Here is a 19,937-nt window from a genome sequence, read left to right as displayed (position 1 = left end):
ACTCGTCAGTGCGACGTCTCCATACCTGATCCAGCACGCTCAGAACCCCGTGGATTGGTGGTAGTGGGGGTCGTGACGCGATCGAGGAAGGGAAGCGTCGAGAAAGTTCCTGTCCTGTTGAGCCACGGCTATGCCGAGTGTCACTGGTGTCAAGTTGTCAAGCCCCGGGTTTTGTGGAGACTGGCACAACGACGCCCGCCGTCGGACTCACCGTGCGACGCTTACTGACCGCCTACGACCACTGGCACACCTTGGAATTTGTCATCTAGCCGCTGGCCGCACACGTCCGCCACGCCGTCCGCTCATGGGCCCGGCTGGTGCGGTCGGTGGTGACGCGGGCTTGGTACTTCGATGCGGCGCATTTGATGGCGCGGTCGCTTGTCCGGGTCCTGCGGGCGGGGAGGAGGGTGGCCAGCACGGCTGTGCCGATCCGGCCGACCGAGTCGACGGCGGTGTGGTCGATGGCGGTGTGTTCGTGCTGGTGAGCGGCCAGGATGAGGAGATCGCGGGCGGTCGTGGTGTTGACCCGCATCGGGAAGTCCGCGCCGGTGGCGGCGACCTGGCCCGTCAACGCTTTGATCGGCAGGTTGCGGTCCCCGAGCAGCAGCATCCCGGCGTGCTAGTGCCCGAGCAGCCCGAGAGCCCAGGTGGTCTCCCCGATGCTGGTGGTCCCGAACACGGCACCGATCAGATGCCGTGTTCCGCACGCGACCAGCGCGACCACACGCGCATCGGGGTATCCAGACTCACCGTTCGGGCCGGCTTTCGGCTTGGGATAGACGCGTTTGATCTTGTCCTCGTCGGGCAGCATCAGGTGGGTGCCGTCGACCGTGCACACCAGCAGGCCACGGAACCAGGCCCCGGCCCCGCGGGTGACACCCGGCCCGGGCAGCCGAGGTCACGGCCGCGGCAGTCGTCGCCGCACACAACGGAGAGCTTCGCCGTTGGCTTCGAAAGGAGTGCGCAGACCCGCAACGGGAAATCGAGCAGGCCTGGCTGCAGTCCATCGCACTCCTGCCGAGGAGAGCGAAGTATCGATCGGCATGCTCGTCGTTCCGGCCGACGTTCTCGCGTCTGCCGCGGAATCAGCAGTCAAGAGTGCCCTCGAAGGCGTGACTGCCCGAAACCTCGAAGAGTGAGGTCCGGACGCCTCGCCGAGGCTCGCCATCCTGACCGCTGTCCAGGCGCGAAGCTCCGATGCCGCCGTCGCAGCGATATGTGACGACGTCGCTTCGTCCCGACTCCGTGGTGCTCAACGGGACGACCGGTTCAAGACGGACCTTCGCCAAGCACCTCGGGCCACCAAGGCGGCTGGATAGGTGTCGGTCGCGACAATCGAACTCTCGTGCTCCTGGTCGCCAGAGCTTGTCGTCAACGCTGCGGCCTTCCTTCCAAGTGCTGCACCGACGGACATCGACGGATGACGACGGATCCGAAAATTCAACGCTCACCTGGGGGTACGCCACTACTGAAGTTGTCGGCACGCATGCTACGCATTTGAGTATAAATGCGGTGATGACCTGGGGATTTGATGGTCATTGATGGTTGTCGACGGAGGTGTTCGGGTGCATGGCGGGGTGAAGTTCTACAAGGCCTCGGCGGCCAACGCGCGCCGCTACGTGGAGGCGGACCGATCTGCGGCGGACGACTACTACCTCGGTGAGGGCAGCGGCCTCGTGGTGCGTTACCGCGTCCACGGCAAAATGGTCGGGTCGGCCCGCGCCATGGATGGCCCGACGTACGAGCGGTGGGTCGCTGGCTACGACGTCGAGACTGGCAAGGCAAAGGGGCGTCTGCGGACCGACGCGCATGGGGTCAAGTTCCTCGAGGTTGCCGTGAACGGACCGAAGACGTGGTCGCTGGCGGCCGCGGTGCATCCCGAGGTGAGCGTCGCGTACGACGGCGCGCAGGAGCGTGCGGTCAAGCAGATCCTGGCGTGGGTAGGGGAGCACGCGACCACGCGTGTCGGGCCGAGAGGGCGGCAGGTGCACGTGCCGGTGGAGGGGATGGAGGCGGCGGTGATCCGTCACTACACCTCGCGGGCCGGTGATCCCCACCGGCATCTGCACCTGCAGTTCAACACCCGAGTGAGGGCACTGGGGCGGTGGCGTGGGCTGCACACCGTCGGTCTGCGCGACAGCATCGAGGCGATCAACGGGATCGGACATGCCGCTGTCCAGGCCGACCTCGGATTCAGGTCGGTGCTCGCGAGCCTCGCCTACCACCTCGACCCGGAGTCCGGCGAGATCGTCGAGCTGGAGCCGTACGTGGGTGCGTTCAGTGCCAGGTCGAAGCAGATCGAGCAGAACATGGATCGGTACGAGGCTTCGTGGCGAGCAGATCATCCGGGTGAGGAGCCCGGGCCGGCGTTGCGGCGCGCGTGGGATCGCAGGGCGTGGGCCGATGCGCGTCCTGACAAGGTCATGCCGACCTCGGGTGCCGAACTGGAGCAGCACTGGCGCGAGCAGCTCGCCGAACTGGGGTTCAAGCCGCCGAGGAGATCGGCGAAGCTACGGCCGCAGCGCATCGGGAGGCTGGACCGGGACCGACTGGTCGCGGACGCCGTGAGTCTGCTGGGAGCACGCCGATCGGCCTGGAACGCCGCCGACGCTCGTGGCGAGGTCGAGCGGCTGGTCACTGCCACCGACGTGGTCGCCGAGGCCTCTGTTCGACAGGAGCTTGCCGAGGACCTCACTGCGCGGGTGGTGGCGGCGTCGGTGCCGTTGCTCGGTCGCGATGACGTACCGGAACACGTACGTGCCTTGACCTCGCCACGAGTGCTGGCAGTCGAGTACGACCTTGTCGACCGCCTTGCCCGACGAGCGGATGCTGGTGGGAAGCCGGCCGCCTCCCGCCGAGTGCCGGCTTCGTTTGCCCGTCTCGATCCGGAGCAGGCCGTTGCTGCCGCTCAAGTGGCGGGCTCGGGTGCGCTGTTGGTGGTCGAGGGGGCGGCAGGCGCCGGTAAGACAGCCACGCTGGCGGCCGCAAACGCCCTCGTTCGTGCTCAAGGGAGTCGCATGATGGTCGTGACGCCGACCCGGAAGGCGGCCCAAGTCGCGTCGGCGCAGATCGACGCCTCCGCGGCTCCGGTTGCCTGGCTGCTGCACCAGCACGGCTACCGATGGGACGCGAAGGGTCGGTGGGGTCGGATCCACACTGAGCCTGCGGCATCGGCTCGACTCGCCGCCGGCGACCTGCTGGTCGTGGACGAGGCGGGCATGCTCGACCAGGACAGCGCTGATGCACTCCTGGCGTTGGCCGACGATACTGGCGCCCGGGTCGCGCTCGTCGGCGATCGTCATCAGTTGCCGGCGGTCGGCCGCGGGGGAGTGCTCGACCTCGCCTGTCGGTATGCGCCCAGCAGCCATCTCGCCATGGATGGCGTACGCCGGTTCACCGACCCGCGCTACGCCCGGCTCACTCTGCAGATGCGCCGTGGTGAGGCTCCCGGTGAGGTCTTCGACGAGCTGGCGGGCCGTGGCGAGATCGTGGTCCATGCCAGCGAGGTCGAGCGTCTCGCTGCGCTGGCCGGGATCGCCCAGTGCGGCGACGCAGTGGTGGCCGACACTCGCGAGCAGGTGGCCAAGATCAACGGTCTGGTCCACGACCTCCGCCGGATCACCGGCGAGGTCTCCGACGGCGTGGTGACAGCGGGCGGCGAGCGGATCGGGATCGGCGATGTCGTCGCAACCCGCCACAACGACTCGACTACCGGCGTCGCCAACCGCGAGACTTGGACCGTCACGTCCGTCGACCGCAGAGGGCTTCAGGTGTCTGGGCCTCCCGGTCGCCGCCGACTCCCGCGGGAGTACGTGGCGGAGCATGTCGAACTTGCGTACGCCACCACAGTCCACGGGATCCAGGGCGTCACTGTCTCGACCGCGCACGTGCTGGTCGGGCACCACACCAGCGGCTCATCGGCGTACGTGGGCATGACCCGAGGTCGCGACCACAACATCGCCCACCTCGTGGCCGAGGATCTCGACGAGGCACGCCAGCAGTGGATCGAGGTCTTCGGTCGCGACCGCGCCGACCTCGGACCCGCGCACGCCGCCCAACGCGCAGCGGAAGACATCGAGCGCTACGGATCGCGCGCGATGGCACGCTATGTCCGTACGCCTGTTCGTGATCCCCGCACATCGAGATCGCCCGGGCCGCGGCAGGGGGTTTGGCCAGACGATCGCCGCACCACGTCCCAGCCGTCAGGACCGGCCATCGGGATGTAGCCCGGTTGGAAACGTCGACAGCAAGGTGTATCTGTCGACGAAATCAGTCAGGCATCGCAGGTCAGAGGATGTCGCCGCGCTGCCACGTCCGGCTCCCTGGGAGCCAGATGGCGTCAGCCGCGGCGCCGTCGAGCACTGGATCGATGAAGGAGACAATGAGGTCACGAGCCTCCTGGACCGTCCGGTAGGCGGAGCAGTACGGCACGGACTTGGTCATCTTGGCGTACGCCGCGCCCCAGGTGGTCGGTGTCGTGAAGTGGGTGATCGGCGCCATCTGCCGCAGGCGGGTCTCGTGGGCGATGGCGGTGTGCAGCGCGGCTCCGGACGCTTCCTGGGTGGTGGCGAGAACGACGAGGTCGACGAGGTCCTTCTCCCTGCTGGAGGGACGTCCGTTGTAGGTCGCCATGGTGGCGCAGACCTTGTCGGCGACCTGGTCGACGACGGGGTAGAGACGGTAGGGGGAGCTGGGCAGCCGAGGGAGGCTGAGGCCGCTGGCTGGCGCCGTCGTGGTGACTGGTGCGGTGACGCCGACGCCGATGGCGAGGTCGATGTTGATCTGGGACTTCCGCTGGGCGCCGATGTAGACCTCGAAGTGGACGCGGTAGCCGTCCGTGTAGGGCTGCTCCTCCCCGCCGATGGATTGCTCGTGGCCGGTGTAGACGAACCGGAAGTGGTCGCCCAGATCCACCTCGGCCAGCCGCCGCAGGTCGGCGAGCGCTTGGTCGAGCGTGAATCCTTCGCGGTAGAGATCGATGTCAAGGGTCGAGCGGGTCGACGGAACCCGAGCGAGCATCCCTGTGCCGCCTTTGAGGATCCACTCCGAGTCGTATCCCTCCGAGAACACCCTGCTGAGGAACCGGCGGAAGTACTCCAACCGGATGCGCTCATTGATGGTGAGTGACGGGTCGGTTTTGGCGGCAGCACGTGCGGCGTCCTTGATCGCGGCTTCAACACCGTTGGGTGAGGAGTATGGCTTGAGGTCAGCCAATGTTCTCGACCTTCCTCGCCGTCTCGGCCAGGGTGGCGTACGCCGCTGATCTAGCGATCCGCTGGATGAGTGAATCGGGATCCAGGCGGGCGCTCTCCAGCAGACGGCGACACAGACTCGCCCCGTCACCGCGGCGTAGGCCGTTACTATCGGCCAGGGGCGCGAGCAGGTCGCCGAGGACGTTGACGTCGATCGTGGTCTTACGAGCGGCGTCACCCAGGACGTCGGCGACGAGGCTGCGGTCGGTGTGCGCCTCGACGAGGTCGGCGATGGTCCGTTCGACGGTGGTGACCGGCAGCCCTGCCCTGATCGTGACGTCCCGATCGGAGAGGGAACGTTGGCGATACCGCAGCTCCCCCCGTTGCGTCTGCCTGCGCCTGCTGGTGGTGAACTCGTGTTGGTCGGCCGGCAGATCCCCCAGCGCGTGGAGATGAGCAGCCGATGGGCCGGACACGACCACCCCTTCCGGGCCGTCGCTGAGACGCTCAGCCGCGAGTCTTTCCGGATCGGTGCTTAGCCAGGCGGCACGTAGGTCCTCGAAGTCGTCGCTCGGAACGCCTGCGTGCTTGTAGACGCCGTGCGCGAGACGTACGAGATGGCCAGCAGACGCGAGTCGGGACAGGTCGAGTCGGGTCACTCCGTGCATCCTGGCCTGGGCTGCGGTGACCAGTCCCCATTGGGACGACGTCACCTCAGCCACGGTCACCGCCGCTTGACTTGCCTTCATGCTTGAAAAGTATCTCGCTGAGAGATACTTTTCAAGCGCAATGTGAATAGTTGACCGTGTTCGAACAACGCGGAAGCAACCGGGTCTATCCCCAAGGTCGACCGTTGACGGCATCGGGTCGACGGTTCGGGCGAGTCGGCGGCGGAGGTTCCTGGGGGAGTGGACGGTAGCCGCGGATGCGCACGTTCGCTGTGGTGAACGGATCGCGCGGGCGCAGGAAGGCGCTCGTGTTGATCTCGATCGAGTGCGGTTGGGTTGCGTCCTTGATGGCCGGCTTCCAGGCCGAGCGGATGGGTGCCGGCAGGTTGAGGTTGTCCCAGAGGTCGATGAGGAGCGCGCCGTCGAGCCAGCGGATCATCTGCTGCGGAAGGCACCGGCGGATCAGGATCTCGTACGCCCGGGCGCGGTCGGTTCGGTCGCGGAGGTCCCACTCGTTCTGCTCAGTGAGGTTGATCAGGTCCGGGATCTTGAGGGTGGCGAAGCAGTCCGGTGGACCGACCGCCCAGAGCATGTTCGGGAACCAGAACGCCTGGACGCCGCGTACGTGCCGCTCCTTGAAGTCGACGTGCGGGCGCAGCGAGAACTCGAGGTCCATGGCGTTGAGGATGCGCTCGGCCACCTTCAGCGCCGGTGACTTCGCGCCACGCTCGTAGGCCGAGAGCGTTGCCTGGGACGTGCCGGCTCGCTCGGCGAGCTCTGCCTGACTGAGACCGGCAACTCGTCGGGCCACCTGGAGAATCCTCGTCCCGTCGATACCTACGACCATATCCGATCGGACCTCGACATCCGATCGGATCTAAAACCACCCCTCGCTGGGGGTCCCTGCACACCTACCTGCCGCACATCCGTGGTCGCTGCCAAACGGGCAGCGGAAATCGACTGCAGGAGATGAACATGACCGAGAACCAGATCCCGTTCTCCGAGCGAGACGCCGAGGAGCTCCTCACCCTCGCCGAGGCTGCCGAGATCCTCAGGACGTCGACCAACACCTTGCGCTGGTGGCGCCAGCGCAAGTCCGGTCCGGCCTTCTTCAAGATGGGCCGCCGGCTGGTCACCACCGTGGGGGACCTGCGCACGTTCATGCGCGAGCAGCGGCGTGCCGCGCGGCCGCTCATCCGATAATCCAGGGGTCGTTGCCTCGAACACCCGTTCGGGGCAACGACTTACCCTGAAGAGCATGGACACGACAGACCCTACGAGGAGAGCCGGTGAGTGATGGCAACGATCCGTAAGCACACCGCGAGGTGGACGACCAAGGAAGGCGAGGTCAAGACCAAGGTCCGCTGGCGTGCTGTCTATGTCGACCGAGCCGGCGAGGAGCACGTCAAGCACTTCGACCGCAAGGCTGAGGGCCAGGACTGGATCGACGAGCAGACAGCCGGCCTGGTCCGAGGCGACTGGGTCAATCCGGAGCTCGGCAAGCAGGCCTTCAAGGCGTACGCCGAAGCCTGGCGGGCGCGACAGGTCCATGCCGAGTCGACCAGGACGACCTTCGAGATTGCCCTCAACGCCCACATCTATCCGAAGATCGGCGACTGGCGGATCGACTCGATCCGCCAGGCCGACGTCCAGGAGCTCGTCGCCAAGTGGTCGGCCACCGCGGCGCCCACCACCGTGCACCTGCGCTACGGAGTGCTAGCCATCGTTCTCAAGGCAGCGGCCAAGGAGCGGGTCCTCGCGGGCTCGCCGTGTGAGGGCGCGCGGCTGCCCCGCCTGGACCCCAAGTCGGCCCTGGTGCCGATCACCACCGACGTCGTCAAGGAGCTGAGCGAGACGATCTACCCGCGCTACAAGAACCTGATCACCGTTCTGGCTGGCACCGGGATGCGTCGCGGCGAGCTCCTCGGGCTGACGGTGGACAGGGTCTCGAAGGACTTCAACACCATCCGCGTCGACCGCCAGCTGCGTACGACGGAACCGACTTGGAAACCGCCGAAGACCCCGTCGAGCGTGCGGACCATGGCCGTGCCCGACGTCGTTCTCGAGGCCATCGATGACCAGAAGAAGACCTACGGCATCCACAAGAGCGGTCTGATCTTCACCAACTCCTCGGGCAACCCGATCGGCAAGAGCACCCTGTGGATGGCCTGGAACACCGCGGCCAAGAAGGTCAAGACCGACGCCACGCCACACGACCTGCGGCACTACTTCGCCTCGATGCACATCCGCGCCGGCACCTCGATCAAGGCGCTCCAAGCCCTCCTCGGGCACAAGAACGCCGCCGAGACCTGGGACACCTACGGGCACCTGATCGGCGACGAGGACGAGACTGTCAGGTCTGTCCTCCAGGCGGCACTCGGCGCCGGGCCGGTGCTCAAATCGGTGCCCGGTTCAAACCCTGCTTTACCTCTAGACCGGACAGTAACCGGACAGTAGAGCACCTCGAAAAGTAAAACGCCTGGTCAAGCCTGTGAAAACGGACGGGCTGGCCTGTAAGCCGGGTTCTGTAATCGGCGACCATCCATCTCGGACCATCGTTGCCGATGGCCTCCAGCAACCTACCCGCATGCTCGGGCGGACAGCCCTCGAGCGCATGCTGTCTGGTCTTGCTCCGGGTGGGGTTTACCTAGCTCCTCGTGTCACCACGAGGACTGGTGGGCTCTTACCCCACCGTTTCACCCTTACCGCTACCTGGAGGGTAGCGGCGGTCTGTTCTCTGTGGCACTGTCCCGCGGGTCACCCCGGGTGGCCGTTAGCCACCACCCTGTCCTGTGGAGCCCGGACTTTCCTCGACGTATCTCTACGACGCGATCGCCCGGCCAGCCCGTCCGCATGAAAAGTCTAGTGGGCGGCGGGCTCGATGTGGGCATCCGGACCGGGGAAGACGAGCGACTCGTGGTCGCTGTCGCTCCAGCGTACGAGGTAGGGCGGGCTGCCGTCGGGGTGGCTGACCTCGATGATCTCGGCCTCCCGAACGTGGTCCCCGACGTGCTGGCCCGCCACGACGAGGTGGTCACCTACTGATGCGTGCATGCGCGTTCACCTCTTCACCGTCACTGACGGTGCGGCTGCTTACCCGCATAATCACGGCGCCGAGTTGCGGCACGAGTTTCCTGAGGGGGTCGGGGATCTAGGCCGTCGGTCGTCGCCGAGTCGGCGACGTGATGGCCGGATCGCCGTAGGAGCTGTGCAGATCGCGCCGACGCTGCGTACTGTTCGGTGGCCGGTGAGAAGATCACATCAGGAACAGGGCCAGCAAGCCGATGTGGTGGGGTGCCTGTGCTCGCGGGTGTGCGGCAGCAGGAGTTCGCGCTCGGCGCCGGCTCTATCGATCCAGCGGCCACTGGGTAGCGGTGTCGATCCGTGATCCTCGTCGGCGGGTCGTACTCGGGCCCCGGACTCGCGCCTTCGGCAGCGAACCACCTGAGAGGTAGGTGTTCCCTGGACGCTTGACACGTGTAACCGTTGGGGTTAGGTTGGCGATTCGAGGCACTTACACGTGTAATCACTTGATGTCCGATGACTTGTTCTCGGCACCATCTAGCGACAGGACGTACATGTTGTTCGCAAGTCGGCTTGGGGCAGGGCGGCGCCGCTTGGGGTGGAGCGGTTCTCCTCCTTGGGACTGGCCTTCCGGCCACTCGTTGGGCGTCCGCTACGGCTGCTCCGACCGTGACCGAGGTCGTGGCGGAGCACGCAGTCGTGATCCTCGGCGCCGAGTGGGCGACCCGAGGACGATCAGTCTCGAGGTTGCCACGCGTGCGTTCCCATCGCCGACCGTGCCGGTCGAGGTGACCTTTCCGGTGGGGTACGACTCCACCCCTAAGCGCCGGTGGCCGGTCGCCGACTACCTGGGGGGTGCGGGTTGGGACTAGACCACTTTCCGGACTCGGTTCGACGGCGTGTCCCTGACCAAGGATTTCCCCTCGCTCATCGTCGCTCCGAAGGGGGCTGCGGCGCTCAGTATCTCCGGCGCCGTCGACACCCAGTTTCTCACCGGCGCAGCCGTGGTCTTCGCCAGCCCCCGGGGGCGGATGACCGAGCCGCCTGACGCGATCTGCCGGTCTCGCGCCACCCAGGAGATCCGGTGGCGAGGCCATAACCCGCTAGACCTCGCTCGAGGCGGGATCGTCCTCCCGGATCCCGCACCATGCACGAACGTCTCACGCGGCTCGGAATCGAGAACACGTGGAAGGCGTGCGACGGGGGCTGCCACACGGCGGCGAAGTTCCAGCAGGAAGTTCGCGACTTGACCGCGGGTCTCGGAAATCCACACCAGACGCAGCAATACATCCTCGATGCCGACACGCCGATGGTCAGCAAGCTGGTCCATATCCGTCGCCGAACGCAGTGGTCATGGCGACACACTCAAAAGCCCGTATCTCATTAGCCCAGGAGAAGATGATGCCACGCCCATTCGCCCGAGCCCTCAGGTCGACGCTCGCGATCCTGACGCTGCTCGCCGGCGGTGTCGCTGCCGCCGTGCCGGTCGCGAACGCCGACGACCCCCAGCCCCCGGCTGGGACGATCTCGGTCCCCGGCGCCACAATCGTCGGAGAGCGGTGGCTGACCCAGCGCACGCTGGAGCTGACGGTGGACACGCCGTCCTTCCTTGTTCCGGCGAAGGTGGAGGTCACGTTTCCGGTGGGCTACGACTCCCAGCCGACCCGGGACTGGCCGGTCAGCTACTTCCTGGTCGGGACAAACATGGACCAGACGGGTTTCCGTGTGGACCTGCGCGGGGAGGAGCTCAGCGAGTCCTACCCCGCCATCGTCGTCACGCCCAGCGCCAGTCCGCTCGACCCGACCGCCGACGCCGCGGGTGTCGACGCTCCCGGAGGAAACGTCGGGTACTGGAGCGACTGGTACAACAACGGGTCGGGCGGCCCACCGATGTACGAGACGTTCGTCACCAAGCAGCTCGTCCCGCTCATCGACGCGAACTTCAACGCCCTCGCGAACCGGGAGGGCCGGGCGGTCTTCGGTGGCTCGATGGGTGGGTACGGCGCCCTGATGCTCGCGGCCCGGCATCCCGACCTCTTCAGCTCGGCCTCGAGCCTGTCCGGCGCGGTCGACACCAACTGGGTCCCTGGGGCCACGGTGCTGTCGGCCAGCCCGTCTCTGGTCGCGTCGCCTCCGGACTCGATCTACGGCCCGCGCGACACCCAGGAGGTCCGCTGGCGTGGACACAATCCGGTCGATCTCGCCGGGAACCTGAGCACCGTCGACGTTCAGCTCTACACCGGCAACGGAGTTCCGTCCGCGGACGAGTTGGCCAGCAACGCGCTCACCTCTGCCGGGTGTGTCGTCGAGGCCGGTATCGTCAAGCCGGAAACGGACAGCCTGCATGCGAAGCTGCTGGCGCTGGAGATCCCGCACACCTACTCGGCAGCCGACTGGGGCTGCCACACTCCGCTGATGTTCTACCCACAGGTCGTCGCCACGCTGAACCGCTTCGCCGAGAATTTCGCTGAGGATGTGCCGGTGCAGTCGTCGTTCGACTTTCGTGCGATCGAGTCGCAATTTGGAGTCTTTGGCTGGGCCGTCGAGGCTGACCCGGCCCGTGCTTTGGAGTTCCTCGCGCTCCAAGATGTAAGCGTCCGCGGTTTCACTATCACCGGTAGCGGGCTGACCCAGATCACCACGGCACCGCTCTTCCGCGGTGCTCGCCCGATCACCGTGGTCGTCAACGGTGACCCATCTGTGGTGCGACCCGACGACTCCGGGCGCCTCACCGTGCCGGTCGACCTCGGCCCTGCGAACCAGGACCAGCAATATACGCTCGGCGGCACCACGGCGAAGCGAACCGCCTTCGTGCAGTTCATTCGCTCCTGACGTCAGCGGCCGTCATCGCACAGGTGGGCCGTCTAGCTCCTTCGACGATCTGTTGTTGAAGGTGCCCGGTACCAGCCCCAGACGCCGGCAGGACCGTTACCGCGGTATCGGCAGTGGCGGCAAGCGCAACCCGATGACGGAGTGCCGACATGCCTGTTGGCCCGTCGCTGGAACCACTTCTGAACACGCTGCCGTCGACCGCGCTACTGGCCGGTGGTGACGTCCCGTGCGGACGCGAGAAGGGTCGCGCTGGCAGGCATGAGCTTGATGAGTCAGGCCGGCTCGGCTGTTCTCACTGGCATCACGACGCGGCATCCAGTTGTGTGGACGATCGGGGGACTACGGTCATCGGCTTGCCGGGAAGCGGCGGGTGCTCATCTTCGATGCCCATGGCCATCGCCACCCGGTATGCGAGGAGCGTCGCTTCCTGGGTGAGGTCCAGACGCACGCTGCTCAGGGAAGGCACCGAGAGGCTTGCACCGGGGGTGTCGTCCACGCCGATGACGCCCAGGTCCCCAGGTACATCCAGGTCCAGGGAGCGGGCAGCGTGGAGCGCGGCCAGTCCTGACAAGTCGCTCCACGCACACACGCCCAGAGGCTCGCCGGACATCCGGTACCAGGAACGGATCCTGCTGACGACGGCCTGAAGATCCTGGGCCTCCACGGCCATTGGAGCGCGGTGGAAACCGTGGGAGCGACAGACGTCCTCGAATGCTTGGAGGCGCACCTGGAGGAAGGGCCGTGAGTTGGGGGCTGGTAGAGCGAGGTAGGCAAGTCGGCGGTACCCCTGCTCCAAGAGATGTTCCACCTGCAAACGCACTACCTCGACTTGGTCGATCGCCGTGCTATGCGGTTCTCCCGGCTGGTCCAGCCACGACAACCTCAACTCTGGGATGCCTGCACGTTCCACGGTGGCTGCATCGGCAGCGTCGAGGGGTTCCAGAGTGATGACTGCGGCTGCAGTGACTCTGCTGAGAAGCTGTGCGAGATTGCCCTCCCACTCCGGCCCCTCGTGCCGAAGACAAACCAGGCCATGTTGTCCGACGAGAGTCCCGAGCACTGAGAACAGGTCAGCGAACTGTCCCGCCCCCCATGCGGGCACCAGTACCAGGACCACCTCGCCGTGGCCAGCGCGAAGCGCTCGGGCAGCGGGGGAGGGTTGGTAGCCCAGCTGTCGCGCTACCGCGAGCACTCTCTGCCGCGTGGCGTCAGTGATGCGGACGTCGTTGCGGCCGTTCAGCACGTAGCTGACGGTGGCTCTGGACACCTTGGCGGCCTTGGCTACGTCCGCGCTGGTTGGTCGTGCACCGCTCATGTTCGGCTCTCCTATCTATTGACACGTGTAAGCCTAGTGCATACATTGTGTGACGAAGAGCACTTACACGTGTCACCAATCGGTGGGCCTCTCCGGCATTACCCCAAAAGGGCAAACCGTGTCCGGATCACTAGGCCTTTCCGTGTCGGTCTTGAGAACCATCGCGCCCGCTGTTCCGTTTCTAGCAACTTGGAGAAAATCTCATGTTGACCACTCCCAGCCACAGGGCGGCCCGTCGGGTCCTTGTCGGTGTGGCTGCCCTCTCGCTGTGCGGCGGCTTGGCCGCTTGCAGCAGCACGCCGTCGACCGGGAACCCGGCCGAGGGCGGCACCTTCACGTTCGGGGCAGTGGCGGCACCGCCCACGCTCAACCCGGCTACGGGTGACCCTTCGTACAACCCGATCTACCAGTGGGCGTACGAGCCGCTGGTTGTTCTCGAGCCGGACGGCTCCTTCTCGCCGGGCCTGGCCACCGAGTTCGGCTACACCGACCACGAGAACAAGGTCTATGAGATGACGCTGCGTGAGGGGGTCGAGTTCAGCGACGGTGCCAAGCTCGACGCCGAGGCCGTCAAGACATACCTGGAGTACGAGAAGAAGCAGAAGACCACGCTCGGGCAGCTGGTCTCCTCGATCGAGACGATCGACGTACTTTCGCCGAAGAGGCTTCGGCTCACGCTCAACCGCAGCGACCCCGGTCTGACGTTCTACTTCGCCCAGGCCTTCGGCGCGGGAAACATCGCGAGCCCGAAGGCCGTGGCCAAGCCTGAGTCGCTCAACACCACGACCGCGGGCGCAGGGCCCTACATGGTCGACCCGAAGCAGTCGGTAGCCGGCGAGCGATACACCTACGTTCCGAACCCTCACTACTACGCCCCGGAAAGGATCGAGTTCGACAAGGTGGTGGTCGAGGTCATCAGCAACCCCTCCTCGATGATCCAGGCGATCCAAGCTGGCAAGGTCCAGGCCGCGCAGGGTGACCCCACGACGCAGAAGGCTGCGGAGGATGCCGGTGTCGAGGTGGTCTCGGCGCCGCAGGCAATGACCGGGCTCAACCTGATGGACCGCGGCGGCAGCGTGAACAAGCCGCTGGCCGACCCAAAGGTGCGGCGGGCGCTGAATCTGGCGGTGGACCGGAAGGCGATCGCCCAAGGTCTGTACGGCGACGCGGATCTGGCTCTGTCCCAATTCGCGCTCCCCGGTACCGACGGCTACGACCCCGCAGTGGAGAAGGATCTTGCCTACGACCCCGAGGAGGCCGAGCGCCTCCTGGCCGAGGCGGGATATCCGAACGGGTTCACCATCAAGGCCGTCACGGTTCCGCTTATGGGCCTCGACAAGGTCGTGGAGGTGATCGGTGGCGACCTCGCGAAGGTCGGGGTGACGGTGAAGATCATCTCCAAGCCGACCGTCAATGACTTCTTCACCGAGATGGTCTCCGGTGAGGTGCCAACCGCAGCGCTCGGCTACGGGCTCTACAACGCCAACTCGCTCTACGCCGGGTACGTCGCCGAGCAGGGGCCGTTCAACCCCTTCCACACCACGGATGCCGAGCTCACCAAGCTCTACACCGAGTACTTCGCGACCCCGACCAGCGAGTCAGGCGCCCTCGAGAAGGCCATCAACCGCCGCCTGGTCGACCAAGGCTGGGCACTGCCGGTGGTGGGAGCGCCGCTGTCCTGGTACGTGGCCGAGGGCTACGGGGGCATCGAGGCGACGACCCAGAACGGCGCGGTGCCACACTTCACCGAGCTCCGCGCCGGGGACTGAGGAGTCTTTCTCATGAGACGGTTGGTCTTACGCCGACTAGCGATGTCGGTCCCGCTGCTGCTCGTCGTATCAGCGGTCACCTTCATCATGATCGCGTTCCTCCCCGGCGACGCCGCCCGCGTCGTCGCGGGCAAGCAGGCGACCGCCGCGCAGGTAGCGCAGGTACGTGAGCAGCTCGGGCTCGACCGGCCATTGTGGGAGCAGTACGTCACCTGGCTCGGCGGCGCTCTCCATGGGGACCTGGGCACGTCGCTGGTCAACAAGCAGTCGGTCACCGAGCAGCTGGTCAGCCGCCTGGAACCGACGCTGTCGCTGATCACCTGCGCGACGCTACTGGCCGCCGTAGTCGGCATCGCCTTCGGCATCCTCGGCGCGCGTGGGGGAGCATTGGGCCGCCTCGTCGATGGGCTGTCGGTCCTCGGCCTGGCTGTGCCCACCTTCTGGCTGGCGTTGATCCTGGTCGTGGTGTTCGCGGTGCGGCTCGGGCTGCTGCCACCGCTGGGTTACACCTCTTTCCAGGATTCGCCCACGGGTTGGTTGCTGGGGTTGGTCCTGCCGGCGTTGACGCTGGCAGTTCCTGCGACCGCGGCCATCGCCAAGCAGGCCCGGGACGCTGTCGCTGACGCCATGGCGCGTCCCTTCGTACGCACCTTGCGGGCAGCCGGGGTGCCCGAGCGATCCATCATCCTGCGACACGCACTCAAAAACGCCGCCGTCCCGGTGCTGACCGTCGTCGGCCTCGCCTTCATCGGAGCGCTTTCCGGAGCGATCGCGATCGAGTACGTCTTCGCGTTCCCCGGGCTCGGCGGTACCGCCGTGGAGGCCACTGCCGCCGGCGACCTTCCGCTGATCCAGGGCGTGGTGATCTTCCTGACGGTGATCGTCATCGTGGTGAACCTCCTGGTCGACATCGCCTATGGCTACTTCAACCCGAAGGTGAGGGTCGGATGAGCACCATCCAGATCGTTCTCCGCCGCCCGGTGGCGGGCCTGTCCGTGGTCTTCCTTCTCCTCCTGGCGCTGTGCGGGCTGCTCGCGCCACTCCTGGCTCCTCAGTCGCCCCAAGCACAAGACGTCGTCCAGGCCCTGCAGGGACCCTCGGCCGCGCACTGGCTCGGGACCGACACCCTGGGCCGAGACGTGCTCAGCCGCTTGCTCTACGGCATCGCGCCCACCTTCGTGGGTGCGGCGCAGGCGGTGCTGGTCTTCCTCCTGCTTGGCGTGCCTTTGGGTGTACTGGCCGGATACCTCGGCGGTCGCGCCGACGCCGTCATCAACCGCGTCGCCGAGCTCGTGCTCTCGATCCCGCCGATCATCATCGTCCTCGTTGTGCTCGTGGTCTTCACCGGCAGCACCAGCGCCGCCATGATCTGCCTCGGGTCGCTTGGCGCCCCCGGACTGATCCGCGTCGTGCGGGCTGCGGCGGCCACGGTCCGCGAGGAGCTGTACGTGACCGCAGCCCGGGTCTCGGGGGTGACGGACACCCGCATCATGTGGACCCACGTCCTGCGTCGGGTGCGCGGCCCGATCCTGGTGCAGGCCTCGCTCTTCCTCGGGATCGCGCTGGCCTTCCAAGCCGCACTCGGGTTCCTCGGGCTCACCTCGGAAGGCCACAGGCCGACCTGGGGCAGCATGGTGGGTGAGGCCTCGACCGTCGTCCTGCAAGCCTCGTGGCTCCTCGTCCCCCCAGGTGTCGCGATCACCCTGGCAGTGCTCTCCTTCGGGTTCCTCGGCGACCTGCTGCGCGACCTGTCCTCCGACGATGACACCCATCACACCTCCCGGAGGCGTCTGCGCCCAGCGGCGACGCAGCGTGATCTAGTGGGGTTCGACACCGAAGCTTTCAGGAGGCGGGATGCACTGCTCAGCATTTCCGGCCTGACGGTGGCCACCAGGGCCGGGATCCCGCTGGTCACCGACGTTTCCTTCGACGTCGAGCCCGGCGAGACCGTTGGGCTCGTCGGTGAGTCGGGTTGTGGCAAGAGCGTGACCGCCCTGGCCGTGCTCGGGCTGATGCCGACGACGCTCGAGCAACGCGCCGGGTCCGTGACCTTCGATGGCATCGACCTGACAGATGGTGGCAAACGCGCCTACGCCGCCGTGCGGGGCACCGGCGTCGCCTACATCTCCCAGGAGCCCATGGCTGCCCTGGACCCGACCCACACCGTGGGAAGCCACCTCGACGAGGTGATCTCGCTCCACGACGACCTCACCCGCAGTCAACGCCGGGCCCGTGCCCTCGAGCTGCTCGAGCAGGTCCGGATCAACGAACCCGAACGCATCTTGGCGATGTACCCGCACCAGGTCTCCGGCGGCATGGCCCAGCGCATCAGCATCGCCCTCGCGCTTGCTGGCAGACCCCGGCTGCTGGTGGCTGACGAGCCCACGACCGCGCTCGACGTCACCGTGCAGGCCGAGATCCTCGGCCTGCTCCGCGACCTCCAAGACAGCACCGGGCTGGCGATCTTGCTGATCACCCATGATTGGGGCGTCGTGGCCGACGTATGTTCGCGAGCCGTCGTGATGTACGCCGGCCAGGTCGTCGAGACCGCCCCCGTGGCCACGATCTTCGATGCCCCGGCGCATCCCTACACACGAGCGCTGCTCGCCTCGGAGGTCTCGGCCGAGCACGAGGGCACTCGGCTGCCGACGCTGCCGGGGCGGGTACCGGCGGCAGGTAGCTGGCCCCGAGGGTGCCGGTTCGCCGACCGTTGCTCCCTGGCGCTCGACGCCTGCCGCGCCGAGCCGGTCGCGCTCGTCGACACCGGCGCCGGTGCTGGTGCCCGGTGCATCCGCACCGACGCTGTGGACGGCACGAGCCAGGCAGCAGCCGCCGAGCATCCACAACCTGATCCACGCCGCGTCGTGCCCCTGATGAGAGGAAGCCGAGCATGAGCTCACCTCAGCACGTCCTGACCGCCGAGCATCTCCGAGTCGGCTTCCGACGTCGCCGCCGCGATCCCTTGTTCTGGGCCCTCGACGACGTGTCACTCGCCGTACCTCGCGGCAAGACCCACGGCCTGGTCGGGGAGTCCGGGTCGGGCAAGTCGACGCTCGCCAAGGCCGCCCTGGGATTGCTCCCGGTGAACGAGGGGAGGATCAGGATCGCCGACGTCGAGGTCACCGGCACCAGGTCGCCGGACCGCCGGCGACTTGCACGCCACATGCAGGCCGTCTTCCAAGACGCGACCGGATCACTCAACCCGTCCCACACCGTCGGGCGAAGCCTCGCCGAACCCCTACTGGCCCAAGGCCGCCACGATCGCTCCGAGGTCGCCGATGCCGTCCGGACCGGCCTCGAACGGGTCGGTCTGGACGCGAGCGCGGCCTCGCGACTTCCACGCCACTTCTCGGGAGGCCAGCGCCAGCGCATCTGCATCGCTCGCGCGCTGATGACCGAACCCGAGCTGCTCGTCTGTGACGAGGCGGTCAGCGCCCTCGACCTGTCGGTGCGGGCACAGGTCCTCAACCTCCTCATGGATCTGCAGGACGAGTCGGGGCTGTCCTACCTCTTCATCTCCCACGACATGAACGTCGTCGAGCGGATGTGCCACGACGTCACCGTCCTCTACCGCGGACAGGTCATGGAGACAGGACCGACCTCGGCCGTGACCAAGACCCCGGCGCACCCCTACACGCGGGCACTGCTGCTCGCCGCTCCGGTGGCCGACCCCACACGGCAGGTGGCACGCCGACAGCTGGCTGTCAGCCAGGCGACGTCGGCTGCGCCTGCAGTGATCGACCAGGCGGCCGGCTGCCCGTATGCCGTTCGTTGTCCCTTCGCCCGTGCCGAGTGCGCCACCTCCCGACCCACTTTGCGCCCCGTCGGCAGCGGAGTCTCTGTCGCCTGCCACCGCTACCCCGAGTGGCGAACTGAAGCCGCCCCCATCAACAAGGAGCAGTCTTGACGCACACCACCATCTCCGGCGACTTCGAGGAGCGGTTCGCGCCACTCGTCAAGCGACTCGACGAGCAGCTCGCATCGACGCCGTACGGCGGTGCCGCACTGGTCGTCTATCAGGACGGCGCCCCGGTGGTCGATGTCTGGGGCGGCTACGCCGACATCACGACCGGCCGTCCCTGGGTCCGGGACACGCCTGTCCTCATGTACTCCAGCAGCAAGAGCATCGCGGCGATCGTGACGCTCCGTCTCGCGGAGCAGGGTGTTATCGACCTCGATGCCCCCGTTGCCACCTACTGGCCCGAGTTCGGTAGGCACGGCAAGGAACGGGTGACCGTTCGAGAGGTGATGGCACACCGCGCAGGGTTGCCATATATCGACGCGGACCTGAGCCGCGAGGAGGTGCTGGCCGTTGGCCCCCTGGTCGAGGCGCTGGCCGACCAGCGACCGGCATGGGAGCCGGGCACGGCCCACGCCTACCACGCGCTCACCGTCGGTGCCATCCTGGGCGAGATCGTGCGGAGGGCAACCGACAAGACCCTCGGCACCGTGCTGCGCGAGGACCTGACCCTGCCGCTCGACCTCGACCTGTGGATCGGCCTGCCTGAAGACATCCAGGGCCGGGCTGCGATGATCCTCCCCGCAGAACCCGCCGGAGCGTCCAGCGACCTGCTCGACGCCGTACGGGCTGTGCTCGCGGAGGACGACCGGGTGTGGCGGACGCTGAGCCTCAACGATGCGCTGCCCCTGCCGGCAACCGGCGTCACCATGAAGAACGCCTACAACGACCCGGCGGTCCGCGCCGCGGAGTTGCCTGCAGGCAACGCGGTGGGGACCGCCCGCAGCCTCGCCGCGCTGCACGCCGGACTCATCGGCGCGGTCCCCGGGCACGGGCTCGACACCCCACTCCTGACCGAACTGACCATCGCCGACGCCACCCGCCCCCTGAGCTGGGGCGCCCCGGTTTTCGGTGCCTTCGGCGAGCCGTACCCGGTCTGGGGCAGCGGCTTCCTGGTCCCCAGTGAGGTTCGCCCCATGCTCGGACCGAGCAGCTTCGGGCATGACGGCGCGGCGGGTGCGCTGTGCTTCGCTGACCCGGAGCACCGGATCGGGTTCGCCTATCTGCCCAGCGTCATGGGTTCTATGCCGGATCTGCGGTCGAACGTCCTGGTGGACGAGCTGAGGTCGTGTCTGAGCTGAAGACACGCCGCTCCACGGACACGAACCAATAGATAGG

Annotated in this window: 16 protein-coding genes and 1 other RNA gene; 9 read left to right on the top strand and 8 right to left on the bottom strand. The window is 66.9% G+C overall.

The features are described from left to right. Window positions 1–265: 265 nt before the first annotated feature. Both ACIA03_RS07720 and ACIA03_RS07715 read right to left on the bottom strand, forming a co-directional pair. Window positions 266–610, bottom strand: coding sequence for a hypothetical protein (locus ACIA03_RS07720; RefSeq protein WP_396980876.1), 345 nt, complete (start codon window positions 608–610; stop codon window positions 266–268). A gap of 9 nt (window positions 611–619) precedes the next feature. Continuing rightward, window positions 620–838, bottom strand: a complete 219-nt coding sequence (locus ACIA03_RS07715; protein WP_396980875.1) for a hypothetical protein — start codon at window positions 836–838, stop codon at window positions 620–622. A 739-nt stretch (window positions 839–1,577) separates the two neighbouring features. Here ACIA03_RS07715 and mobF point away from each other — a divergent pair. Further along, window positions 1,578–4,226: a MobF family relaxase gene (gene mobF / locus ACIA03_RS07710; protein ID WP_396980873.1), complete on the top strand. Its 2,649-nt coding sequence runs from the start codon at window positions 1,578–1,580 to the stop codon at window positions 4,224–4,226. 61 nt (window positions 4,227–4,287) lie between these two features. Here the strand turns inward: mobF and ACIA03_RS07705 are convergent, their stop codons facing one another. The 3 genes from ACIA03_RS07705 to ACIA03_RS07695 form a co-directional block, all read right to left on the bottom strand. Then, window positions 4,288–5,214, bottom strand: coding sequence for a nucleotidyl transferase AbiEii/AbiGii toxin family protein (locus ACIA03_RS07705; RefSeq protein ID WP_396980871.1), 927 nt, complete (start codon window positions 5,212–5,214; stop codon window positions 4,288–4,290). Beyond that, window positions 5,207–5,941: a type IV toxin-antitoxin system AbiEi family antitoxin domain-containing protein gene (locus tag ACIA03_RS07700; protein WP_396980869.1), complete on the bottom strand. Its 735-nt coding sequence runs from the start codon at window positions 5,939–5,941 to the stop codon at window positions 5,207–5,209. Before ACIA03_RS07700 ends, ACIA03_RS07705 begins: the two co-directional genes overlap by 8 nt. Window positions 5,942–6,026: 85 nt before the next feature. Next, window positions 6,027–6,671 (bottom strand): helix-turn-helix domain-containing protein, encoded by a 645-nt coding sequence (locus ACIA03_RS07695; protein ID WP_396980867.1) that lies wholly within the window; start codon window positions 6,669–6,671, stop codon window positions 6,027–6,029. A gap of 164 nt (window positions 6,672–6,835) precedes the next feature. Between ACIA03_RS07695 and ACIA03_RS07690 the strand changes: the two genes are divergently transcribed. After that, window positions 6,836–7,063 (top strand): helix-turn-helix domain-containing protein, encoded by a 228-nt coding sequence (locus ACIA03_RS07690; RefSeq protein WP_396980865.1) that lies wholly within the window; start codon window positions 6,836–6,838, stop codon window positions 7,061–7,063. Window positions 7,064–7,156: 93 nt separating this feature from the next. Continuing rightward, a complete protein-coding gene (locus tag ACIA03_RS07685; RefSeq protein WP_396980863.1) occupies window positions 7,157–8,317 on the top strand; it encodes a tyrosine-type recombinase/integrase in 1,161 nt (386 codons plus the stop codon). 41 nt (window positions 8,318–8,358) lie between these two features. Here ACIA03_RS07685 and rnpB read toward each other — a convergent pair. Beyond that, an RNA gene (gene rnpB / locus ACIA03_RS07680) (RNase P RNA component class A) lies at window positions 8,359–8,708 on the bottom strand. 14 nt (window positions 8,709–8,722) lie between these two features. Next, the gene (locus ACIA03_RS07675) at window positions 8,723–8,914 is read right to left on the bottom strand and encodes a DUF1918 domain-containing protein (protein ID WP_160022122.1); all 192 of its coding nucleotides are present in this window, start codon (window positions 8,912–8,914) and stop codon (window positions 8,723–8,725) included. 1,371 nt (window positions 8,915–10,285) lie between these two features. On the opposite strand from ACIA03_RS07675, the gene ACIA03_RS07670 reads away from it, so the two are divergent. Continuing rightward, window positions 10,286–11,716, top strand: a complete 1,431-nt coding sequence (locus ACIA03_RS07670; protein ID WP_396980860.1) for an alpha/beta hydrolase — start codon at window positions 10,286–10,288, stop codon at window positions 11,714–11,716. A gap of 301 nt (window positions 11,717–12,017) precedes the next feature. On the opposite strand, the gene ACIA03_RS07665 is transcribed toward ACIA03_RS07670, so the two are convergent. Further along, window positions 12,018–13,031 carry a LacI family DNA-binding transcriptional regulator gene (locus ACIA03_RS07665; RefSeq protein WP_396980858.1) on the bottom strand — a complete coding sequence of 338 codons (1,014 nt, stop codon included), beginning with the start codon at window positions 13,029–13,031 and terminating at the stop codon, window positions 12,018–12,020. 203 nt (window positions 13,032–13,234) lie between these two features. Between ACIA03_RS07665 and ACIA03_RS07660 the strand changes: the two genes are divergently transcribed. From ACIA03_RS07660 to ACIA03_RS07640, 5 genes are read left to right on the top strand one after another with little or no spacing between them, the layout of a single operon-like run. Further along, entirely contained in the window at window positions 13,235–14,800 is a 1,566-nt protein-coding gene (locus ACIA03_RS07660) for an ABC transporter substrate-binding protein (RefSeq protein ID WP_396980856.1), read from the top strand. A 12-nt stretch (window positions 14,801–14,812) separates the two neighbouring features. Beyond that, window positions 14,813–15,751, top strand: a complete 939-nt coding sequence (locus ACIA03_RS07655; protein WP_396980854.1) for an ABC transporter permease — start codon at window positions 14,813–14,815, stop codon at window positions 15,749–15,751. Beyond that, window positions 15,748–17,694, top strand: coding sequence for a dipeptide/oligopeptide/nickel ABC transporter permease/ATP-binding protein (locus tag ACIA03_RS07650; RefSeq protein ID WP_396980852.1), 1,947 nt, complete (start codon window positions 15,748–15,750; stop codon window positions 17,692–17,694). Before ACIA03_RS07655 ends, ACIA03_RS07650 begins: the two co-directional genes overlap by 4 nt. Further along, window positions 17,691–18,707: an oligopeptide/dipeptide ABC transporter ATP-binding protein gene (locus ACIA03_RS07645; protein ID WP_396980850.1), complete on the top strand. Its 1,017-nt coding sequence runs from the start codon at window positions 17,691–17,693 to the stop codon at window positions 18,705–18,707. Before ACIA03_RS07650 ends, ACIA03_RS07645 begins: the two co-directional genes overlap by 4 nt. Continuing rightward, entirely contained in the window at window positions 18,704–19,900 is a 1,197-nt protein-coding gene (locus ACIA03_RS07640; protein ID WP_396980848.1) for a serine hydrolase domain-containing protein, read from the top strand. The genes ACIA03_RS07645 and ACIA03_RS07640 overlap by 4 nt, the downstream gene beginning before the upstream one ends. Window positions 19,901–19,937: the final 37 nt, after the last annotated feature.

Origin of the sequence: Nocardioides sp. NPDC051685, from assembly GCF_044453405.1 — a bacterium.
Classification (GTDB): Bacteria; Actinomycetota; Actinomycetes; order Propionibacteriales; family Nocardioidaceae; genus Nocardioides.
Note: the sequence above shows the minus strand (reverse complement) of the source record. Positions and strands in the feature narration are given on the sequence as shown.